Raw genomic sequence first — 19,607 nt, 5'->3', positions numbered from 1 at the left:
TTGTGGTAGCATTGACCAAAGCATAAAAATCTCTCCTGCGTCGCTGTGTTAGCACAACAAAACGCCCCTAGAACACGAGGAAAATTCATGGCCAATTACCTGGTCGTCACCGCCATGGGCACAGATCGCCCGGGACTGGTTGCCAAACTTGCCCGTCTGGCAACAGATTGTGATTGCGATATTGTGGACAGCCGCATGGCGCAGTTCGGTAATGAATTCACCATGATTATGATGATGGCAGGCTCGTGGCCAGCCATTACCAAACTAGAAACGTCACTGCCAGCACTCTGTGTTGAGTTAGAGCTGCTGATGGTAATGAAACGTACCTCCAAACATGTACCATTAACCTATATTTCGCGCTTGGAAGTGACCTTTAATGGGCAGGATCAACGCGGCACAATGCGCAATATCACCCAATTTTTAGCCGACCGCTCACTGGATTTAGCCATGGTGCGCTCTTTTGCTGAGGAATTAGACAACGGGCAGCCAACACAACATCTGTTGTTTACCATCAACGTACCGGAAAAAGTTGATCTGGAACTGCTAGAACAAAGCTTGCACGCGTTGGCAACAGAGCTGTCACTGAGTTGTGCTATCCGCCGTATGCAAGGCGTCCCGGTAGTCGAAATGGATTAAATTGAAGTCAAGGACCATCAATATGAATACCCTGAAAGCTGGCGCAGTCGCCCCCGCCTTCACCTTACAAAATCAGTATGGTGAAGCGGTTGCCCTGCAAGAAAAACTGCAACAACACAAAGTGTTGGTCTACTTTTACCCGAAAGCACTTACGCCAGGATGTACCGTACAAGCCTGTGGTTTACGCGACAGCAAGGCTGAACTCGCTGCCCTTGGCGTGGTAGTGTTAGGGATCAGTACAGATCCGGTTGCCAAACTGCATAAGTTTATGGAAAAACAGCAACTGAATTTTGATCTGCTCAGTGATGAAAACCATGCAGTTGCTGATGCTTTTGGTGTCTGGGGTGAAAAGAAATTTATGGGCAAAGTATACGATGGTTTGCATCGCATCAGTTTTCTTATAGCTCAGGATGGAACAATTGAAACTGTTTTTGATAAGTTCAAAACCAAAGATCATCATGAAGTGGTGTTGAATTATCTCAAAGGTTGATTGCGCTGCATCATAGTCGTGACGATTAGAAAGCCACTGTTACATTGCATACGGTAACTAAAAGTGGCTTTCTAATGAGGATTACTGGTTATGGCTCACTGAGTAATTGATGTCTTGGCGATGGCAACACTGTTATCACTGGTGTTAGGCCAGACATTAATCACCGCTTTTACCAATGAGGCCAACGGGATAGCAAAAAATACTCCCCAAACGCCCCACAAACCGCCGAAAATTAACACCGCGGCGATGATCACCACTGGATGTAAATCTACAGCATCGGAAAACAGCAGTGGCACCAGCAGGTTGCCATCAAGAGCTTGGATGATGCCGTAGCCCAGCATCAAGTAACCAAATTCCGCACTGAAACCCCATTGGAAAAACGCTACCAACACAATTGGCAGGGTTACCAGAGTGGCCCCCACGTAAGGGATCAATACCGATAATCCGGTTGCCACCCCCAACAATGCCGCATAGTTGAATCCCATCAAGGCAAAGAAGATGTAGGTGGCAATACCAACAATAACAATTTCAATCACTTTGCCACGGATGTAGTTAAAGATCTGCTGTTCCATCTCAAACCACACTTTGCGCGCCAATTCGCGATTGCTAGGGAAAAACGTTTACTGCCTTTTATCAATTGATCTTTATCTTTCAAGAAGAAAAACACCAATAATGGCACTAAAATCGCGTAAACCATCAGCACCAGCAAGGATGCCGAATAACCTAGCAACTGTTTACCTATGCCGAGCAGATGTTGCGTATCCAATAGTTTTTTCAATTCCCCTAACATGGAATCCAACTGCTCAACACTGATGAACTGCGGGTGTTGCTGTGCGAGTTGCTGCAACATGGTAATGCCTTTATCTAACATGTTAGGCAGTTCAGCCAGCAAGGCACTGCCCTGACGCCAGATACTTGGCACTAAACCGAATGAAATCAGGATCATTACCCCAATAAACAGCACTAATACTAAAGATGCCGCAGTGGTGCGATTAATGCCGATCCGCGCCATCTGTGCCACAGGCCATTCCAATAAAAATGCCAGCACTAGGGCTACCAGTAACGGCATCAGCAAACCGCCCGCAAAATACAGTATGAGGGTGATACCTAACAGAATAAATAACAGTGTTAACGCTTGTGGATCGCTGAAACGTGCGCGGTACCAGCGGCTCAAATAGTCGAACATTCAAGATTTCCTGTGTGAAAAAAGCGATTTGGCATGATTACAGGCATATCGTCTGGGGAGCGACTTATCGTCCCAGATAAATGCTCCCAATTTACAGAACTTTGCGGGAACATACTATCAATCGGGATTGTCTGATTGCACAAAGATAACTGCAATCGGATAATGTCACAGATGTTACCACCACATGACCAACAAATAACCGTATATGCTTGCTAAACATAAACTTGCCCTATTATCCTAAGTTGCAAGTCAAACCACAAGCCAGGCAGCGATGCCACTGATGCAAATTTCTGAAGGTTCAGTTTGAGTACATTGATGTTTTCCCGTTGTAAACACCTGCTACTAGCCGCCGCCGTTGCGGTTGGCCTTGGTACTTCTGTCCACAGTTTTGCGGTGGCGGATGACTTGCCCGATCTCGGAACGGCCGCCAGCCATGCACTGAGCATAGATAAAGAGCTGATCTATGGCGATGCCTACATGCGTGTCATTCGGGCACAAGCGCCGGTGTTGTATGATCCTTTACTTGAGCAGTACATCACTGAGCTGGGTAACCGCTTGGTGGCACATGCTAACGATGTCCGTACGCCATTTTATTTCTTCATGCTGCAAAATGATGAAATCAACGCCTTTGCATTCTTTGGTGGGCATGTAGCGGTTCATACTGGGTTATTTCTGTACGCCGATAATGAAAGCGAAATGGCGTCAGTCTTGGCACATGAAATCTCGCACGTGACTCAACGACATCTGGCCCGCTCCATCGAAGCGCAACAAAAAACCGGCCCAGTTACCTTAGCCGGGATGCTGGGCGCAATCTTGCTGACCATTGCTGCGCCACAAGCCGGCATGGCCGCGCTGGCGAGTACGCAAGCACTGAGTGCGCAGTCGCAGATTAACTATACTCGTCAACACGAACAGGAAGCCGACCGCTTTGGTATGCGAACTATGGTGGCAGCCGGATTCGACCCTAATGCGGCGGCAACCTTCTTCGCCAAGCTGGCAGCGAAATACCGCTATACCTCTAAACCACCACAAATGCTGCTGACCCACCCACTACCAGAATCTCGTATTTCGGAAGCTCGCGACCGAGCCGCGCAGTATCCACATATGGATGTTCCGCCCAATCTGAACTTTTACCTTGCCAAAGCTAGGATCCAGGTGCGTTTTTCCAGCTATAGCGACTCTGGAGTACTATCGCTGTTTAACCAAGCGTTAGAAAAAAGGATTATGTGTTCAAAGAAGCGGCGCTGTACGGTAAAGCATTAGCATTATTTCGCATCAAGGATTACAAAGGTGCCGAAGCCATCATTGATGATTTACGCAAACAGGATCCTGAAAATCTGTTTTACCTAGACACCAAAACTGATCTGCTGACACAAGCGAAAAAGTACGATCAGGCGATTAAATTGCTTGAAGATCAGCGGCGCCTTCGCCCCTCATCTCTGGTTATCAACACCAACCTTGCTAACGCTTATTTAGAGAATAAACAAGCCGTTAAAGCTATTCCTATCTTGGAACAAATGACCTTTGATGATAAGGAAAACCTCTTACCATTCCAGATGTTGTCAGAGGCTTATCAACAGACTGGCGACAAGGCGATGGAGTTTTACGAAAAAGCCGAAGTGATGGCATTGCGTGCCAATTATGATGGTGCCATTGATCAACTGAACTTTGCTTATCGCGCATCTGATGGGAAACCCTTACAAATCGCGCGTATTGAAGCCAAACTTAGAAAATTCCGCGATGCTCAAGAGCAGATGAAAAGCCTCAAGCAATAAGCTTGATTGACAACAAATAACGCTGCGTCTGACGTGGCGTTATTTTTTGTTATGCTCGCGCACATACATTATTTAAGGTGATGAGATCCATGCCAAACGTAACCCTGTTTCATAATCCCCGTTGTTCCAAGAGCCGTGAGGCATTAGCGTTATTAGAAAACACCGGTTGCCACATTGAAATTGTGGAGTACCTGAAAAATCCCCCGACAGTAATACCATTAAAACCCTGCTGGCCTTGCTGCAACTATCGCCAAGGGAACTGATGCGGACGAAAGAATCCGAATACAAAGCGCTGGGATTGGATAACAGTGAACTGACGGATGAACAGTTGATCACCGCCATGACCCAAACGCCCAAATTGATCGAGCGCCCTATCGCCATTGCCAACGGCAAAGCCGTTATCGGGCGGCCCCCTGAGCAAGTGCTGAGCATCCTGTAATCGCCATAAGAGCCCGACATCGTTCGGGCTCTTATGTTAATCACCAAGGTAAAGTGACACCGTTGGGGCTTTAAACTCTGTCATGTTATATTCAAGCTACAAAGCAGCAATGTTTCTATAACAGATCTTGCAGGAGGTTCCACGCATGCAACGGAGCACATTTTTTCTGCTTGCCTTAGTAATAGCGGGTTGTGGCGGTTCTAACTCGGATAGCAATACGGATATTCCCCCGATACACCAACAAGCCCAATGACGCGCTGCTCAGAACAAAGTTCGCCGCAACTGCTCAGCCGTGATGGCATCCGCTTATATCAACAGTCGCAATACCTGGCAAACCAACAAAGCAGCGTGGTAGCAACGCTCTCGGATGGGCAAAGTCGTGGATATCAGTTTCAGTGGCAGCAGACATCAGGCACACCGTTAACGCTTACAGTAACCGACAATCCGGTATTGCCGTTTGTTGCCAGCAGTTCAGGCGATTATGGTTTCCAAGTCACTATAGAGAATGCCGAACACCAATATTCCACCACAGTAAACATCTCAGTGGCTGATGGTGATGGATTAAGTGTGCGTCAAGACCATCAGGCTGTAGAAGGTGCGAATGTCAGTCTACGTTTGGATCGGCGCAATGGCAGTGCCGTGCAAAATATCGGCTGGTGTATTGCATACGGCCCCGATGTCACATTAGATCTGGACGATGCCGAAGTGCCCTTGTTCACCGCACCGCAGGTCAATAGTGATTCACTGCTGATAGTGCGAGCCACTGGGACAATCAATGGCGTACCACTCAGCGATGACGTCAGCCTATTGATCACGGATGAAGCGGCAATAACCTCCAGTTATTTTGATACAGCCGTTGCTCGAACCCATAGCTATCGCGCAGACTCACCTTGGCGTGAGGTACTTCAGCGCTGTGTCTATTCCAATCAACTCACCAGCAGTTGTACGCTCAATACGTTGCCGCTGATTGGTCAGGAAACCGCAGAAGATGCCAGTGATACCACGGCCATTATGAACCGGGTGCTGGTTTCACATGACTGGATGGGGCAAAACTTCGAGGCTTTTCTCAATAACCTCGATCCCCACAGTGACTTCGCCAAATTACTGCAATCGGTAACCGCCATTGTGATCAGTGACGATGTCAGACCCTCCTTCTATTGGGTGGTGACAGGCGCCATTTATCTCGATCCTGAAGAGCTGTGGCTGACTGCCGCACAGCGAGATACCATCAATGAAGCCCCAGACTATCGGGCAGCATATGGCGAAAACTTGCAATTTCTGGTGCCTTGGCGTTACGTAAAAAATAATGACTATGCCTCAATATACCGCAGTCCAGCATTGCGGCAGTCGCGTTCACTGGCAGAAGTAGAGCCGGATTTAGCGTCCCTGCTCTATCATGAACTGGCACATGCTAACGACTATTTCCCGCGCAGTATTCACGGTAGCTTGCAAGGGCCAACCTTGCTTGATGAATACAACAGACGCTCAGCTAACAAGGCGCTAGGTTCAGATCAGTTGACCCAAACGTTGCCATTGCAGTCCGCAGAGATGCAGTCACTCGCAGGGGTACGCTTTTTAGGCGATAGTGCTACCGCGACTGAAACAAGCTACTTACCTGCCGATGTGGCCGGATTTTTTAGCCCTGATAGCGCGAATGACTTCTACAACTACAGCACCTCCCGCGAAGATGCCGCCATGCTGTTTGAAGAAGCTATGATGAGTTATCGGCTGGGGATCCAGCGGGATGTGGCGATTACCGACAAACCGGCGGTGGTCAGTTCAAGTACAGTGACCGTCAGTTGGGGGCAGCGTGGTCGCATCGCTGAGCCGGCTGTTCAGCCGCGAGCCGCGATGATCATCGACTATCTAATGCCCGAACTCGATGGTGCAGCCATTGAAGCCGCATTACCACCACCAGTTGCTATGCGTACCGGCGAGAGTTGGCTAGCGAATCTGGTACTAAGCAGTGGTAAAAATACCCCGCAATTGGTTTCACCAATGAAGGTTCCCGAACAACCACTAAGGTTAAGTGGTGACCGTCATCCAGCTGTTCAGTAGTAGCGCTTACAAGGAGAAGGCCGCATTAAGCGGCCTTCTTAGCGAGACTAGAGTCTCAGCATCTCTTTAATAAACGGGATCGTCAGTTTACGCTGATGCACCATTGACGCTTTATCCAGCTTATCCAGTACATCAAACAATGTGCGCAGATCCCGCGCTAACCGATTAAGCAGGAATTTACCCACATCTTCAGGTAGTTGCAGCCCGCGCATAGCGGCGCGGCGTTGCAAAGCGGCCAGTTTTTCGTCATCAGCCATAGGATGCAATTGATAATTCAGCCCCCACTGCATACGTGATACCAGATCTGGCAAGCTAAAACCACAGTCTGCGGGCGCACGCCGACCACTGACAACCAGTGCACATCCCTGACGTTCCACAACCCGGTTATACAGGTCAAACAAGGCTTCTTCCCACAATGGATGACCGACAATGGCATCGACATCATCAATACATACCAGATCCATCATCTCTAAACCTTCTAATAACGCGGTAGAAATACTGGCGTGGATCCCCAGTGGGACATAAAAACTGGAACGTCCACTTTCATTGGCGTGGGCACATGCGGCATGGATCAGATGGGTTCGGCCAGACTTCTCTGGCCCCCACAAAAACAGTGCCTGAGGCCCGCGCCCTTCCGCACAGGCGATCAAAGTCTGGATAAGCTGATCATTACCCTTGGCAGGATAGTAACTTTCAAAAGTCTCGTCGTCAGGCAGGTGTACTGGCAACGATAACTGAAGTGGAGCATTCTGAGTCAAGCGGCGTTATTCCATCATACCGATTATTCACGGCAGTATTACTGGCGACTGTGCCATTCATAAGTTCCAGCACTCACGGCTGTCTCAAAGTCACTACTGTTTGACGCAGCTTGTGGCGTCATGCGCGACTCAATCCAAACAGATTTTTAAGCTCATCAACAGAGCCAAACAGCTGCAATCGATAGCTAACTCGATCCCCTGTAATTGACTCATGCTGAAAGACTTAACCGCAGTCAGCTGTTTAAGAAAGGCTTCAATCTCTACCAACTGCTTTTGGGTGATCCCCGCAAAGGAAACCGTTGTTTGTTGTGATTCCCCCGAATCCGCCACCGCATAGCGAGAAACAAAATAATCTGACAACGCCAGCATTATCGCGGCCACTGCGGCGGGTTTGTCGGCAACGGTATTTTGATCAGAGATCAGCGGTAACATAAACGGCTGATTGGTGGCAGATTTTGCATATAATGCAATCTGATAGCGAACACCATCTGCTGCGGACGCTATGCTACCCAAAGCAAAGTAGTCAGCTTGATAACGATTAGATGCAGTCGCCACCGTATCCACAAATTGACCACGAACATCATTGATATTCACCACTTGCAGATCATCCAAGTCCATCAGTGGGAATAACACCGGGATCCCCCGTTGCGATGAGGCCTCAGCAAACAGATGGCGTTCATCACTGTCGGCACCATCGGCAACCAACTGCGCTTGCCCGTCACTATCGGTTGCCAGCCAGAAAAGGGTTAATGGCCGTTGTCTGCCCCATACCGGTTCACCGGCTGTCCGTAACAGTTCGATGATCTTATCGTGTTCAAACAATGCTCGGATCTTTAACTGCCCCTGCTCATCAAAGTAACCAAACTGCGTCACCATGGCCGATGCTTGGGACAAACGTCCGGCAATCATACTGTTACTCAATACACCTCGAGCACCCGAGTTTTTCAACAATACATTGCCCAATGCCTCCCGAAGGGCTGCATCGCGATCCGCATCCGAGCGGGAGGCAACATTAACAACCGCTTGATCAAGCTGACCAACTTCAACAGCATTTGCCTGTAAACAGCCTAACAGCAAGGAACAACTTATCAGTCGAAAAAAGAGTTTGCGCATAAATTAATTAATCTGAAATGGCGCCTGTGGCGCAAGTGTACCATAGATCGGTCATGGCGGAATCGCCTAATCCATGGCATTAACAGCTTCTGTAATAGCAGGCGTTCAAGCTGTGGTGCAATTGTAAAAATTTTGAACTATATCGCTTAAAAAATCTGAAACATGTAATACGGATGCTGGTAGCATATGCCGGTTTACCTACACCATGGATAATAACGATGAAAAACCTCACCCTTCCACTGCAAGGCGCACAGATGCTGTTTGTCGCCTTCGGTGCGCTGGTGCTTGTCCCGTTGCTGACAGGACTCGATGCCAGTGTTGCTTTATTTACGGCCGGTATCGGCACCCTGATTTTCCAATTTGTCACTAAACGCCAGGTGCCTATTTTTCTGGCATCGTCGTTTGCTTTTATTGCACCTATCACCTATGGCGTAGGCCATTGGGGTGTTTCTGCCACCATGGGCGGATTGATTGCCGCAGGTGCGGTATATCTGGTGCTGTCCATTTTAGTAAAACTGCGCGGCCCAGAATTTATCACCAGACTGTTACCACCCGTTGTTGTTGGCCCGGTAATCATGATCATTGGTCTTGGTCTAGCTCCTACCGCAGTCAACATGGCGCTGGGGAAAACCGGCGATGGCAGTGCCATATTGGTGCCACAACAAACGGCGCTGATCATTTCTATCGCGTCATTGGTCACTACGATTACTGTGGCAATTTTTGGCAAAGGATTACTGCGCTTGATGCCAATTCTTGCAGGCATCATTGTGGGTTATGTGTTAAGTCTTTTTATGGGCATAGTAGATTTCAGTGCAGTTAACACGGCTGCCTGGTTTTCAGTCCCCAATTTTGTCGCGCCCGAATTTAGCTGGAAAGCGATTGCTTTTATGATCCCGGTAGCCATTGCGCCAGCAGTTGAACATATTGGGGATATCGTGGCCATCTCAAACGTTGCAGGTAAAGATTTTCTGAAAAAACCTGGACTACATCGCACCTTAGCGGGCGACGGCCTAGCGACCATGGCAGCGGTAGCCCTTGGGGGCCCACCCAATACCACTTATTCAGAAGTGACCGGAGCCGTTACCCTGACTCGCAACTTTAATCCGGTGACCATGACCTGGGCAGCGGTTACCGCAATTATCTTAGCGTTTGTGGGCAAACTGGGGGCGGCGCTACAAACCATCCCGGTGCCAGTGATGGGCGGTATTATGTGTCTGTTATTTGGTTCTATTGCCGCAATTGGTCTTAACTCCATGATCCGCGCGCAGGTAGACCTCGCACAACCGCGTAATCTGGCGATTGTTGGGGTAACCTTGGTCTTCGGTATCGGTGGCATGGCATTCGGCGTGGGGGATTTTAGTCTGACGGGGATCAGCTTGTGCGGTATTGTGGCGATTCTGATGAATCTAGTGCTGCCACATGAATCCCATCATCACGAGAGTGCTCATTAGCCAGTAAGCATCTACCACTGAGAGTATGCTTGTTGGGATAAAAACGCCGCGCAATTGCGCGGCGTTTTCGTGTTAAGGCAATGTCGATTACTCTGGCTTGAGCATCCCGAAATGGCGATATGCCCTATCGGTGGCAATGCGGCCCCTTGGCGTCCGCTGGATAAATCCCTGCTGGATTAAGAAGGGCTCCAACACGTCTTCAATGGTTTCACGCTCTTCACCAATTGCTGCTGCCACGTTATCCAATCCCACCGGGCCGCCCATAAACTTATCGATAATCGCGAACAACAGTTTACGGTCCATGTAATCAAAGCCCTCGCCGTCCACATCCAACATGTCTAGCGCCTGTTGCGCCACGACTTGAGTGATACGACCATCATGTTTAACCTCAGCAAAATCACGTACTCGCCGTAATAAACGGTTGGCGATACGCGGCGTTCCGCGAGAGCGACAAGCAATTTCACGTGCGCCATCGTCTTCCAATGGTAGCCCCAGCATAGAAGCTGAGCGGGTCACTATGGTGCTGAGATCGTCCACATTGTAAAACTCTAACCGCAGCGGAATGCCAAAACGCGCCCGCAGTGGCGAGGTCAATGCCCCAGCACGGGTAGTCGCGCCGATCAGGGTAAACGGTGGAATATCCAGTTTGATAGAACGCGCAGCCGGACCTTCACCAATCATGATATCTAACTGGTAATCTTCCATTGCCGGATAAAGAATTTCTTCCACCACTGGGCTTAACCGATGGATTTCATCAATAAACAGCACATCGCCCGCTTCCAGGTTGGTTAGGAGCGCGGCCAAATCCCCCGCTTTTTCCAACACTGGCCCAGAAGTAGACTTGATGTTCACACCCATTTCATTGGCCACGATCATCGCCAAGGTGGTTTTCCCCAGGCCGGGAGGGCCGTAGATCAACATGTGATCTAATGCTTCATTGCGGTTTTTGGCCGCCTGAATGAACACCTTTAGCTGAGTTCTCGCTTCATTCTGTCCGGTGTATTCATCCAGCAACTTTGGCCGCATCGCCCGGTCAATCAGTTCTTCTTGCGGATTATTGCTGTGTGGCTGAATAAGCCTGTCTGCCTCAATCATAACCAGACCTCATGCTTATAACATCGATTTAAGAGCGGCTTTGATGAGGGTTTCAGAATCCATCCCCTCTTCAAATGCTGCTGACACCGCTTTACTGGCCTGTGCTGGTTTGTAACCCAATGTCAGCAAGGCGGCCATGGCATCATCTTCGGCGTTGTTGACCGTTGTCGGTGTGTAGTTGGACTTGAGCACAAACTCGCGTTCATTGCCGCTGGCAGTCTCCAGCAGGCTCTTGAGTTTGTCACGCATCTCCACCAGTAACCGCTCGGCAGTTTTTTTACCAACTCCAGGCAATTTAACCAAAGTAGCAATATCGTCGCGTTCCACACAATTGACAAACTCTTGCGCGGTCATGCCGGAAAGAATGGTCAGCGCCAGTTTCGGGCCAACACCATTGGCTTTTATCAATAATCGGAACAGTGACCGCTCCTGTTTAGTAATAAAACCATATAGCAGTTGGGCGTCTTCCCGCACCACAAAATGGGTGTAAATGGTTGCCGTTTGGTTCAACTCTGGCAGTTCGTAAAAACTGGTGAGTGGCATCTGCAACTCATAGCCTACGCCCTGCACATCCAACAGCACATCTGGAGCCTGTTTTTCTAGCAGAATACCGTGTAACCGCCCAATCATTTATATCTTCCGTAAGTTCTGATACTGGCCTTGCCACCAAGCGCAACGAGGCTCTGACAGGTATGATAATGACACAGCGCCACGCTAAGTGCATCTGCCGCATCGGCCTGAGGTTTCGCGGGCAGTTGCAACAGATGCTGGATCATATGCTGCACTTGGGTTTTCTGGGCGCGACCGGTACCTACAATCGCACTTTTAATCTGGGTAGCGGTATATTCCGCCACGGGTAAGCCAGCAACGGTAGCTGCCACAATCGCGGCCCCCGCGCTTGACCAAGTTTCAGTGCAGAATCAGCATTTTTAGCCATAAACACCCGCTCAATAGCAAGTTGTTCGGGTTGATACTGACGAATGATTTCAGATATACCGTCGAAAATCTGTTTCAGACGGGAGGGAAGATCTTCAGAAGAGGTACGAATACAGCCACTGCCTAAATAAAGCTGGTGTCTTCCCTGACACTGGATGACACCGTAACCGGTGATCCTTGAGCCAGGGTCAACACCCAGAATAATCGACATAAGCCGCCTTATACGTCCAGTTTTTCCATAATTTCGTCAGAGATTTCACCGTTATGGTAAACCTCTTGTACGTCATCATGGTCTTCCAGCATGTCGATAAGACGCAGGAATTTTGCCGCGGTTTCTTCATCCAAATCAGCTTTGGTGGAAGGCACCATAGTCACTTCCGCGTTAACCGATTCAAACCCTGCCGCATCCAGTGCATCTTTCACCGCACCGAAGGCGCTGGGTGTGGTGTAAACATCAACAGAGCTGTCGTCATTGACCACGACATCATCAGCACCGGCTTCCAGTGCCACTTCCATTATGGCATCTTCGTCGGTACCTTCGTCATAGGAAATAACGCCCTGTTTGGTGAACAGGTAGGCAACTGAACCATCAGTACCTAAATTACCACCGGATTTGTTAAAGGCGTTACGCACCCCAGTCACAGTACGATTGCGGTTGTCGGTCATGCATTCCACCATCACGGCAGTACCGCCTGGGCCGTAACCTTCATAGACGATGGTTTCCAGATTTTCGCCATCCAACTCACCGGCACCACGTTTAATCGCACGATCCACGGTATCGCGGGTCATGTTGTTAGACAGGGCCTTGTCTACCGCAGCCCGCAATCGAGGGTTAGAATCGGGATCAGGGCCACCTTCACGGGCACTGACAGTCAGTTCCCGGATAAATTTGGTGAAAAGCTTACCGCGTTTAGCGTCTTGACGACCTTTGCGGTGTTTGATGTTGGCCCATTTACTATGACCTGCCATAAATCACTCCTCATGCTATCAGGCAAACAGTGGCCTGATATAAACAGACCGAGGCCACAGGCCCCGGTTTGATTGCGGGTTAAACACTATAATTATTCAGCTTTATCGCTGTTTTTTGCCACTACATTGATCCCCAATTCCGCCAACTGTTGTGGGTTAGCGGGACTTGGCGCGTTGGTCAGCGGACAAGCCGCAGTAGTGGTTTTCGGGAACGCCATCACATCACGAATAGAACTGGCACCAGTCATCAACATCACCATACGGTCAAGGCCAAACGCCAGACCTGCATGTGGTGGAGTACCGTAGCGCAGCGCTTCCAGCAAGAAGCCGAATTTTTCCTGCGCTTCCTGCTCTGCAATTCCCAGAATATTAAACACGGTGGCCTGCATTTTCTGCTTGTGAATACGCACAGAGCCGCCGCCTAATTCCACGCCGTTGAGCACCATATCGTACGCGTCAGACACTGCGGCGCCAGGGTCGGCGGCCAGTTCTTCTGCACTTACTGAACTTGGCGCAGTAAAGGGATGGTGCACAGCATGCCAGCCACCATCGGCCTTTTCGAACATCGGGAAGTCAATCACCCACAACGGACGCCACTCGCCTTGCAGCAAGTTGAAATCCTGCCCCAGTTTCAAACGCAACGCGCCCATGGCTTCAGCAACAACAGTGGCATTATCGGCACCAAACAGCAGAATGTCGCCGCTCTGGGCTTCTGTGCGCGCCAGCAGTGCTTTTACTACGTCTTCATTGAGGAACTTGAGGATTGGTGATTGGATGCCATCCATTCCAGCAGCCAGATCATTGACCTTCATCCATGCCAGACCTTTAGCACCAAACACACTGATATATTTACCATAGTCATCAATCTGTTTACGTGACATGGCAGCGCCGCCCGGTACTCGAATGGTGACTACGCGACCTTCGGCATCATTTGCCGGGCCTTTAAACACGGCAAACGCTACGTCTTTAACAAGATCGGCAATATCGACCAGCTCCAGCGGGTTACGCAGATCTGGTTTATCAGAACCAAAACGACGCATTGCTTCCTGCCAAGTCATCACCGGGAACTCACCGAGATCAACATTCAGCAGTTCCAGGAATAAGCCACGCACCATATCTTCGGTGATCTCACGCACTTGCGCGGAGGTCAGGAATGAAGTCTCGATATCAATCTGGGTAAATTCTGGCTGACGGTCGGCACGCAGGTCTTCGTCACGGAAGCATTTAACAATCTGATAGTAACGGTCAAAACCTGACATCATCAGCAACTGCTTAAACAGCTGCGGTGACTGCGGCAACGCAAAGAATTCACCTTTATAAGTACGACTTGGCACCAGGTAATCTCGCGCACCTTCCGGTGTGGCTTTGGTCAGAATTGGCGTTTCGATGTCGAGGAAACCGTGAGTATCCATATAACGGCGTACCGCACTGGTGACCTTGGCACGGAACATCAAACGCTGGGTCATCTCAGGGCGACGCAGATCCAGGTAACGATATTTTAAGCGTTGTTCTTCGCTGTTGTTCTGGTAGTTATCCATACTCAGCGGTAACGGATCGGCGGCGTTAATAATCGTCAGTTCGGTCCCCAGCACTTCGATTTCGCCGGTCCGCATCTGGCTGTTTACTTGGCTTTCAGGACGGGCACGCACGGTTCCTTTGACCTGAACACAGAATTCAGCGCGCAAACTGCTGGCAACTTTGAATACCTCTGGCATATCCGGGTCGTAGACTACCTGGATCAAACCTTCACGGTCACGCAGATCCAAAAATATCACACCACCGAGATCTCGGCTGCGGTTAACCCACCCTGCCAGGGTGACTTCTTGTCCAACGTGAGACTTGTTTACGTCTCCACAATAATGGCTGCGCATCTTATTATCCTTTGTTGCTGCCGGATGGCGCCGGAATGAATTACACAAATAAGGGCGGCATTATATGAAAAAACTGCCGTTTACCAAAGCCCTTCTGTTTCAGACGGTGAAGTATCAAACACTTTAACTGCTTTGGCTATAGTCGGTGGTTCAGTGGATCAATAACCGTTCAAATTTCCGCCAAAAAATCAGTACTGATACCATTCCGATTGTTTTTGCCCGTCGAGATGTGGTGACAAACTTGCTGCCACACTCATGCTTTCGGTAAAATGCAACGGTTTTCTCCTATCAGATATACACATGAACAGTTCTCAGGACACCATTTACGCAACAGTGCACACGCAGGTTGCAGATTTTACTTTTGATGATCGCGTTGCTGGCGTTTTCAGCGATATGATCAAGCGTTCAGTTCCCGGTTACGGCCAGATAGTCAACACCATTGGGGATTTTGCCAAGCGTCTGGTTACCCCCAACAGCAATGTTTATGACTTGGGGTGTTCACTTGGCGCTGCGACCTTAAGTATCAGGCGTCACATTGAAGACCGGCAGTGTCGCATTATTGCCGTGGATAATTCAGCCGCGATGGTGGAACGCTGTCGTGAAAACCTCGCCGCCTACGTCAGTAACACGCCGGTGGAGTTGTTGTGCGCCGATATCCGCGATATCCAGTTTGAGAACGCCTCGCTGGTGGTGCTTAATTTTACCTTACAGTTTTTGCCGCCCGCCGAACGTGATGTCCTACTAACGCATATCTATCAAGGACTATTGCCAGGTGGCGCTTTGATCATTTCAGAAAAATTGCGTTTTGAAGATGCTGCCATCCAACAGTTAATTGAAGCCCAACACTTGGATTTCAAACGCGCTAATGGTTACAGCGAGCTGGAGATCAGCCAGAAACGTAGTGCCCTGGAAAATGTCATGAAAACCGATACGCTTGAGCAACATTATGGCAGATTCGCTAAAGCGGGATTTCAACATGCCAGCCTTTGGTTTCAATGTTTCAATTTTGCCTCAATGGTAGCAATCAAGTGATTAATTTTAGTCGTTTTTATCAAAATATTGCCGATTCTCAGCTCAGTAGTTTATTGGAAAGTTTGCTGCCAAATTAGCCGACTGGCAGCGCGAGAATAGCCATGGTGCGTTGCCCAAATGGGAAAAGACACTGGCTAAACTTAACTATCCTCTGCCCGATAAGCTTGATTTCACCGAGAGTGTTAGCGTTGGCAGCGGTCAGCAGCTTTCCGCAGGTCAACGGGAGAAGTTGGAAAACCTGTTGCAGTTACTGCATCCTTGGCGCAAAGGGCCTTATGACATCCACGGTATCCACATCGATACCGAGTGGCGTTCTGACTGGAAGTGGCAACGAGTAGCGCCACATATCAGCTCACTGCAAAACCGTACCATATTGGACGTTGGTTGCGGCAGCGGCTATCACATGTGGCGCATGTTCGGTGCAGGAGCCCAAATGGTGCTAGGGATTGACCCTTCACCGCTGTTTTTATGTCAATTTGAAGCGGTAAAAAACTCGCTGGCGGCCAGTTCCCGGTACATCTGCTGCCGTTGGGGATTGAAGATATGCCCGCATCAGAAGCTTTTGATACTGTGTTTTCTATGGGAGTGCTTTACCACAGAAAATCGCCCATCGAACATTTACTGCAACTGCGCGACCAGTTACGCGATGGTGGCGAATTAATTCTGGAAACCTTGGTCATCGATGGTGATCAACAAACCGTATTGGTGCCGGAAGATCGCTATGGCAAGATGAACAACGTCTGGTTTATTCCCTCCGTTGCGGCACTGGAGCTTTGGCTCAAACGTTGTGACTTCAAAGAGATCCGTTGTGTTAATCTGGATGTCACATCACTCGCGGAGCAGCGCACAACACCCTGGATGCGTAATGAATCTTTGGTGGATTATCTTGATCCTCACAATATAGATCTTACTGTTGAAGGTTACCCAGCGCCCAAGAGAGCAACTATTATTGCGGTGAAATAAGCAAAAGTATCAACGGTAGTAAGGAATTATCGCCACCGGACGGCTTGGCAGCGTTACAGTAAAAAGGAATGCCCTATTGCCAATCTTAAAACATCAAAAATTCATTGCACTGCTGTTGTTTGGCTGGCTGTCACCGACGGTCACCGCCAGTACAGTGGCTATACCTTTGTTGGTCAACCAGTGTCTTAACTACAGTAGTGATTTTCACCCTGACTTCAGTTCTGTTACCGCGTTAGAGCGGCAAACTATCGGCCTGCAAAATATCAGTGATCAACTGAATTATTACCGCAGCTTTCCCTCCCCAATGCTGCCAGAGAAGCACTATTGCAGTGCCAATTAACACTGGCCGATGCTGTTGACCGGGTGCTGACTGCACCGCAGTTACCACAACTCATTGCCCATATGCGCCAAACCGATACGCCGGGGCTCAAACAACTGGCGCAGAAGTACCAATACTTGTTGGAACATCAACTACCACTGGAGCAAAAAGCTAGGTTGAGCACGGCCCAAGCCAGCATTCGTCAGCACTTAAAGAGCAACAATTTTCAGCTAGCATTCGGTGACTGTGCACTGCCATCGAAAACGCCGGAAACAACAACACAAGCCACCCCAGAACAAGCGCCAGTGCAGAGCAAACCGCTAGCACGTAACATTGCCAGCTACTTGTTACAGCAACCTGACGAGCACTGTCGTTATGAAGTATGGCGCCGTTACCAAACTAGGGTCAAAGATGCCGTTAAGCCCATGCTAAACAAAGTGTTGCAACAACGACAGCAGCAGGCACAGCTTGCAGGCGTCGATAACTACGCCGATTTTTTGTTGCAACAGCAGTTAGTAGGATCGGCAAAACAGTTGTCAATTTTTTGAATGCAATGGCTTCAGAGCTACCGGTAGCTCCATGGGATATAGGATTAAAACTAGCAGAACTGCCATCAACGGAAATAGATCAAATCTCAAGTGAAGCATTCCTCAAAGTGAGCCTATCGCAGTTGCAACAACTGGGGATCAGCCATGAATATATCGATAAACACTGGTTGCGACTCTGGTATAGAAACCGTTTGCTCGGGGAGATCTTGCTTTCTGAAGCGCCTAAAAATCGTCATCTGCTGATACGCCGTAGCGTCATCGGCCAACAAACGGGCCAAAGTCAGTTAGAGCTAAAACCTCAATTGCAGACCCTTTGGGATTACCAAACTGCGGTGACGGCAGTCAGTGAAGCGGTTACACAATTGGCTGCGGGCGGGCGTTATTATCTCGATAATGGTTTTGCCTTGCCACAGGATGCCGGCAGGATTGGTGAATTGTGGCTGGAACACTTTCTTAGCGCCAATTTTAGCCATCAGCTGCAACCGCAAATCGGCAGTCGTGAGCAACTTGCTGAAGACTATCGGCAACACTTAGCGTTATTTCAGGCCACGGTAGCACTGGCACTTTACCAACAACCAGATACCACACCCTCAGCAATGATTTACCGCAGCCTTTTTGCAGGAGAATGGCCGCAGTCAGAGGATTATGCTTATTCCTTCAGCGCAATAGCCGATACCGGGCCATTAGTGTACGCCCCCATCTGGCAGCAGATAGTTGCGCAAGCAATCTATCAAACCACACGTAGTTGTGCCCCAAAGCAACTATTTGAAGAACTGGTAATCAATGAAGATGGCAACGACATTCGCCCGATAATGGCACAAATCTGGGGGCGGATGCCGTCAACCGAGTTATGACACAGATCCATCAGGGGCAGTTTGTGGCGGATCATCGCCCTTCCTGGTGTCCGCTGGAACACTTCACCCCTTGAAACCGAGTTTTACAGAATACCGAACAAATTTGCGACAAAGATCATTCATGACACTTAGTTAAGTGAATTTTGTTTGAATATTTCGAAAGAAATTAGCATGATGAAGTTCAAATCAGCTAATTTTTACAATTATGCACAGACCTAAATCCACACTGGAACAATGGCGTATTCTGCAAGCAGTAGTTGACTTCGGTGGCTATGCACAGGCGGCCGATAAACTCAACAAGAGCCAATCATCGCTCAATCATGCGGTGGCTAAATTGCAGTCACAGTTGGGGATCCAGCTATTGGAAGTAAAGGGGCGCAAGGCCTACCTTACTGAACAGGGTGAAGTGTTGCTGCGCCGTTCTCGCCATGTAACCCAAGCCGTTGGTGAATTGGAGCAGTTGGCCAATAATCTTGAGCAAGGCTGGGAGCCGTCTTTAACCATCGCCCGAGAATTGGTATATCCGATGGATAAACTGACTGAGGCACTAGCGGCATTTTTACCCGAAAGTCGCGGTACGCGTATCACGGTAGTAGACACAGTGATCAATGGTACTACCGAATTAATTCAGAATAATCAGGTGGATTTGGCAATATGCGGCACGCCACCTAAAGGTTATATTGCCCAGCCACTATGCGATCTTGATTTTTATCTGGTATGTCATCCCTCTCACCCCTTGGCGCTGACCCCCGAGTTAGAAGATGACCATATGTTGGCACAGCATCTGCAGATCGTTATCAAGGATACCGGGATTAATGCTCAGCAGGAAACGGGTTGGCTGAAGGCTGAACAGCGCTGGACCGTAAGCAACTTTCATGAGGCGAAAGTGATCCTCAGTAAAGGCGTTGGCTTCTGTTGGGTACCGGCACATATGGTTGAGAAAGAGTTAGCGGACGGTGATTTGGTACGGCTAAAAATCAAAGGTTCTAGCTGTCGGCGAATCGTGCTGACACTGGTGGTGCCCCAAAGAGATAAACAAGGCCCAGCCTCTAAGCTCCTAGAAGCGTTGATTTTAGCGCAGCATCAAGAGTCCCCTTCCCCTGATAGCAATTAA

Annotated in this window: 15 protein-coding genes and 5 pseudogenes; 12 read left to right on the top strand and 8 right to left on the bottom strand. The window is 49.2% G+C overall.

The window, feature by feature from the left end; translation table 11 throughout:
• Positions 1–87: 87 nt before the first annotated feature.
• Both KHX94_RS18360 and bcp read left to right on the top strand, forming a co-directional pair.
• The gene (locus KHX94_RS18360) at positions 88–636 is read left to right on the top strand and encodes a glycine cleavage system transcriptional repressor (RefSeq protein WP_213681690.1); all 549 of its coding nucleotides are present in this window, start codon (positions 88–90) and stop codon (positions 634–636) included.
• A 22-nt stretch (positions 637–658) separates the two neighbouring features.
• Positions 659–1,126 carry a thioredoxin-dependent thiol peroxidase gene (gene bcp / locus KHX94_RS18355; protein WP_213681689.1) on the top strand — a complete coding sequence of 156 codons (468 nt, stop codon included), beginning with the start codon at positions 659–661 and terminating at the stop codon, positions 1,124–1,126.
• A gap of 95 nt (positions 1,127–1,221) precedes the next feature.
• On the opposite strand, the pseudogene KHX94_RS18350 reads toward bcp, so the two are convergent.
• Positions 1,222–2,312 (bottom strand): annotated as a pseudogene (locus tag KHX94_RS18350) (AI-2E family transporter).
• A 303-nt stretch (positions 2,313–2,615) separates the two neighbouring features.
• Between KHX94_RS18350 and bepA the strand changes: the two are divergent.
• The 3 genes and pseudogenes from bepA to KHX94_RS18335 all read left to right on the top strand — a co-directional run bounded on the left by bepA (position 2,616) and on the right by KHX94_RS18335 (position 6,584).
• Positions 2,616–4,087 (top strand): annotated as a pseudogene (gene bepA / locus KHX94_RS18345) (beta-barrel assembly-enhancing protease).
• An 89-nt stretch (positions 4,088–4,176) separates the two neighbouring features.
• Positions 4,177–4,526 (top strand): annotated as a pseudogene (arsC, locus tag KHX94_RS18340) (arsenate reductase (glutaredoxin)).
• A 249-nt stretch (positions 4,527–4,775) separates the two neighbouring features.
• On the top strand, positions 4,776–6,584 hold the full coding sequence (locus KHX94_RS18335; RefSeq protein ID WP_244859229.1) for a hypothetical protein: 1,809 nt from the start codon (positions 4,776–4,778) through the stop codon (positions 6,582–6,584).
• A 47-nt stretch (positions 6,585–6,631) separates the two neighbouring features.
• On the opposite strand, the gene hda is transcribed toward KHX94_RS18335, so the two are convergent.
• Entirely contained in the window at positions 6,632–7,342 is a 711-nt protein-coding gene (hda, locus tag KHX94_RS18330) for a DnaA inactivator Hda (RefSeq protein ID WP_213681688.1), read from the bottom strand.
• Positions 7,343–7,471: 129 nt separating this feature from the next.
• Positions 7,472–8,455: a DUF2066 domain-containing protein gene (locus tag KHX94_RS18325; protein WP_213681687.1), complete on the bottom strand. Its 984-nt coding sequence runs from the start codon at positions 8,453–8,455 to the stop codon at positions 7,472–7,474.
• A gap of 218 nt (positions 8,456–8,673) precedes the next feature.
• On the opposite strand from KHX94_RS18325, the gene KHX94_RS18320 reads away from it, so the two are divergent.
• Positions 8,674–9,906, top strand: coding sequence for a uracil-xanthine permease family protein (locus KHX94_RS18320; protein ID WP_213681686.1), 1,233 nt, complete (start codon positions 8,674–8,676; stop codon positions 9,904–9,906).
• 87 nt (positions 9,907–9,993) lie between these two features.
• On the opposite strand, the gene ruvB is transcribed toward KHX94_RS18320, so the two are convergent.
• The 5 genes and pseudogenes from ruvB to aspS all read right to left on the bottom strand — a co-directional run bounded on the left by ruvB (position 9,994) and on the right by aspS (position 14,777).
• Positions 9,994–11,001, bottom strand: coding sequence for a Holliday junction branch migration DNA helicase RuvB (gene ruvB, locus KHX94_RS18315; protein WP_213681685.1), 1,008 nt, complete (start codon positions 10,999–11,001; stop codon positions 9,994–9,996).
• Between the two features lie 15 nt (positions 11,002–11,016).
• Positions 11,017–11,631, bottom strand: a complete 615-nt coding sequence (gene ruvA / locus KHX94_RS18310) for a Holliday junction branch migration protein RuvA (RefSeq protein ID WP_213681684.1) — start codon at positions 11,629–11,631, stop codon at positions 11,017–11,019.
• Positions 11,628–12,148: pseudogene (ruvC, locus tag KHX94_RS18305) on the bottom strand (crossover junction endodeoxyribonuclease RuvC). Before ruvC ends, ruvA begins: the two are co-directional and overlap by 4 nt.
• 8 nt (positions 12,149–12,156) lie before the next feature.
• Positions 12,157–12,906: a YebC/PmpR family DNA-binding transcriptional regulator gene (locus tag KHX94_RS18300; RefSeq protein ID WP_213681683.1), complete on the bottom strand. Its 750-nt coding sequence runs from the start codon at positions 12,904–12,906 to the stop codon at positions 12,157–12,159.
• Positions 12,907–12,998: 92 nt separating this feature from the next.
• Positions 12,999–14,777: an aspartate--tRNA ligase gene (aspS, locus tag KHX94_RS18295; protein ID WP_213681682.1), complete on the bottom strand. Its 1,779-nt coding sequence runs from the start codon at positions 14,775–14,777 to the stop codon at positions 12,999–13,001.
• A gap of 300 nt (positions 14,778–15,077) precedes the next feature.
• Here aspS and cmoA point away from each other — a divergent pair, with 300 nt between their 5' ends.
• From cmoA to KHX94_RS18265, 6 genes and pseudogenes are all read left to right on the top strand, one after another.
• On the top strand, positions 15,078–15,809 hold the full coding sequence (cmoA, locus tag KHX94_RS18290) for a carboxy-S-adenosyl-L-methionine synthase CmoA (RefSeq protein ID WP_213681681.1): 732 nt from the start codon (positions 15,078–15,080) through the stop codon (positions 15,807–15,809).
• 109 nt (positions 15,810–15,918) lie between these two features.
• Positions 15,919–16,772 (top strand): annotated as a pseudogene (gene cmoB, locus KHX94_RS18285) (tRNA 5-methoxyuridine(34)/uridine 5-oxyacetic acid(34) synthase CmoB).
• A gap of 76 nt (positions 16,773–16,848) precedes the next feature.
• The gene (locus KHX94_RS18280; protein WP_213681680.1) at positions 16,849–17,112 is read left to right on the top strand and encodes a hypothetical protein; all 264 of its coding nucleotides are present in this window, start codon (positions 16,849–16,851) and stop codon (positions 17,110–17,112) included.
• Entirely contained in the window at positions 17,097–17,639 is a 543-nt protein-coding gene (locus tag KHX94_RS18275) for a M3 family metallopeptidase (RefSeq protein WP_213681679.1), read from the top strand. Before KHX94_RS18280 ends, KHX94_RS18275 begins: the two co-directional genes overlap by 16 nt.
• A 5-nt stretch (positions 17,640–17,644) precedes the next feature.
• Complete coding sequence (locus KHX94_RS18270) at positions 17,645–18,493, top strand: hypothetical protein (RefSeq protein WP_213681678.1); 849 nt, start codon at positions 17,645–17,647, stop codon at positions 18,491–18,493.
• A gap of 205 nt (positions 18,494–18,698) precedes the next feature.
• Entirely contained in the window at positions 18,699–19,607 is a 909-nt protein-coding gene (locus KHX94_RS18265; protein WP_213681677.1) for a LysR family transcriptional regulator, read from the top strand.

This window comes from Shewanella dokdonensis, from assembly GCF_018394335.1.
GTDB lineage: Bacteria > Pseudomonadota > Gammaproteobacteria > Enterobacterales > Shewanellaceae > Shewanella > Shewanella dokdonensis.
This window is presented reverse-complemented; position numbering and strand designations above follow the sequence as displayed.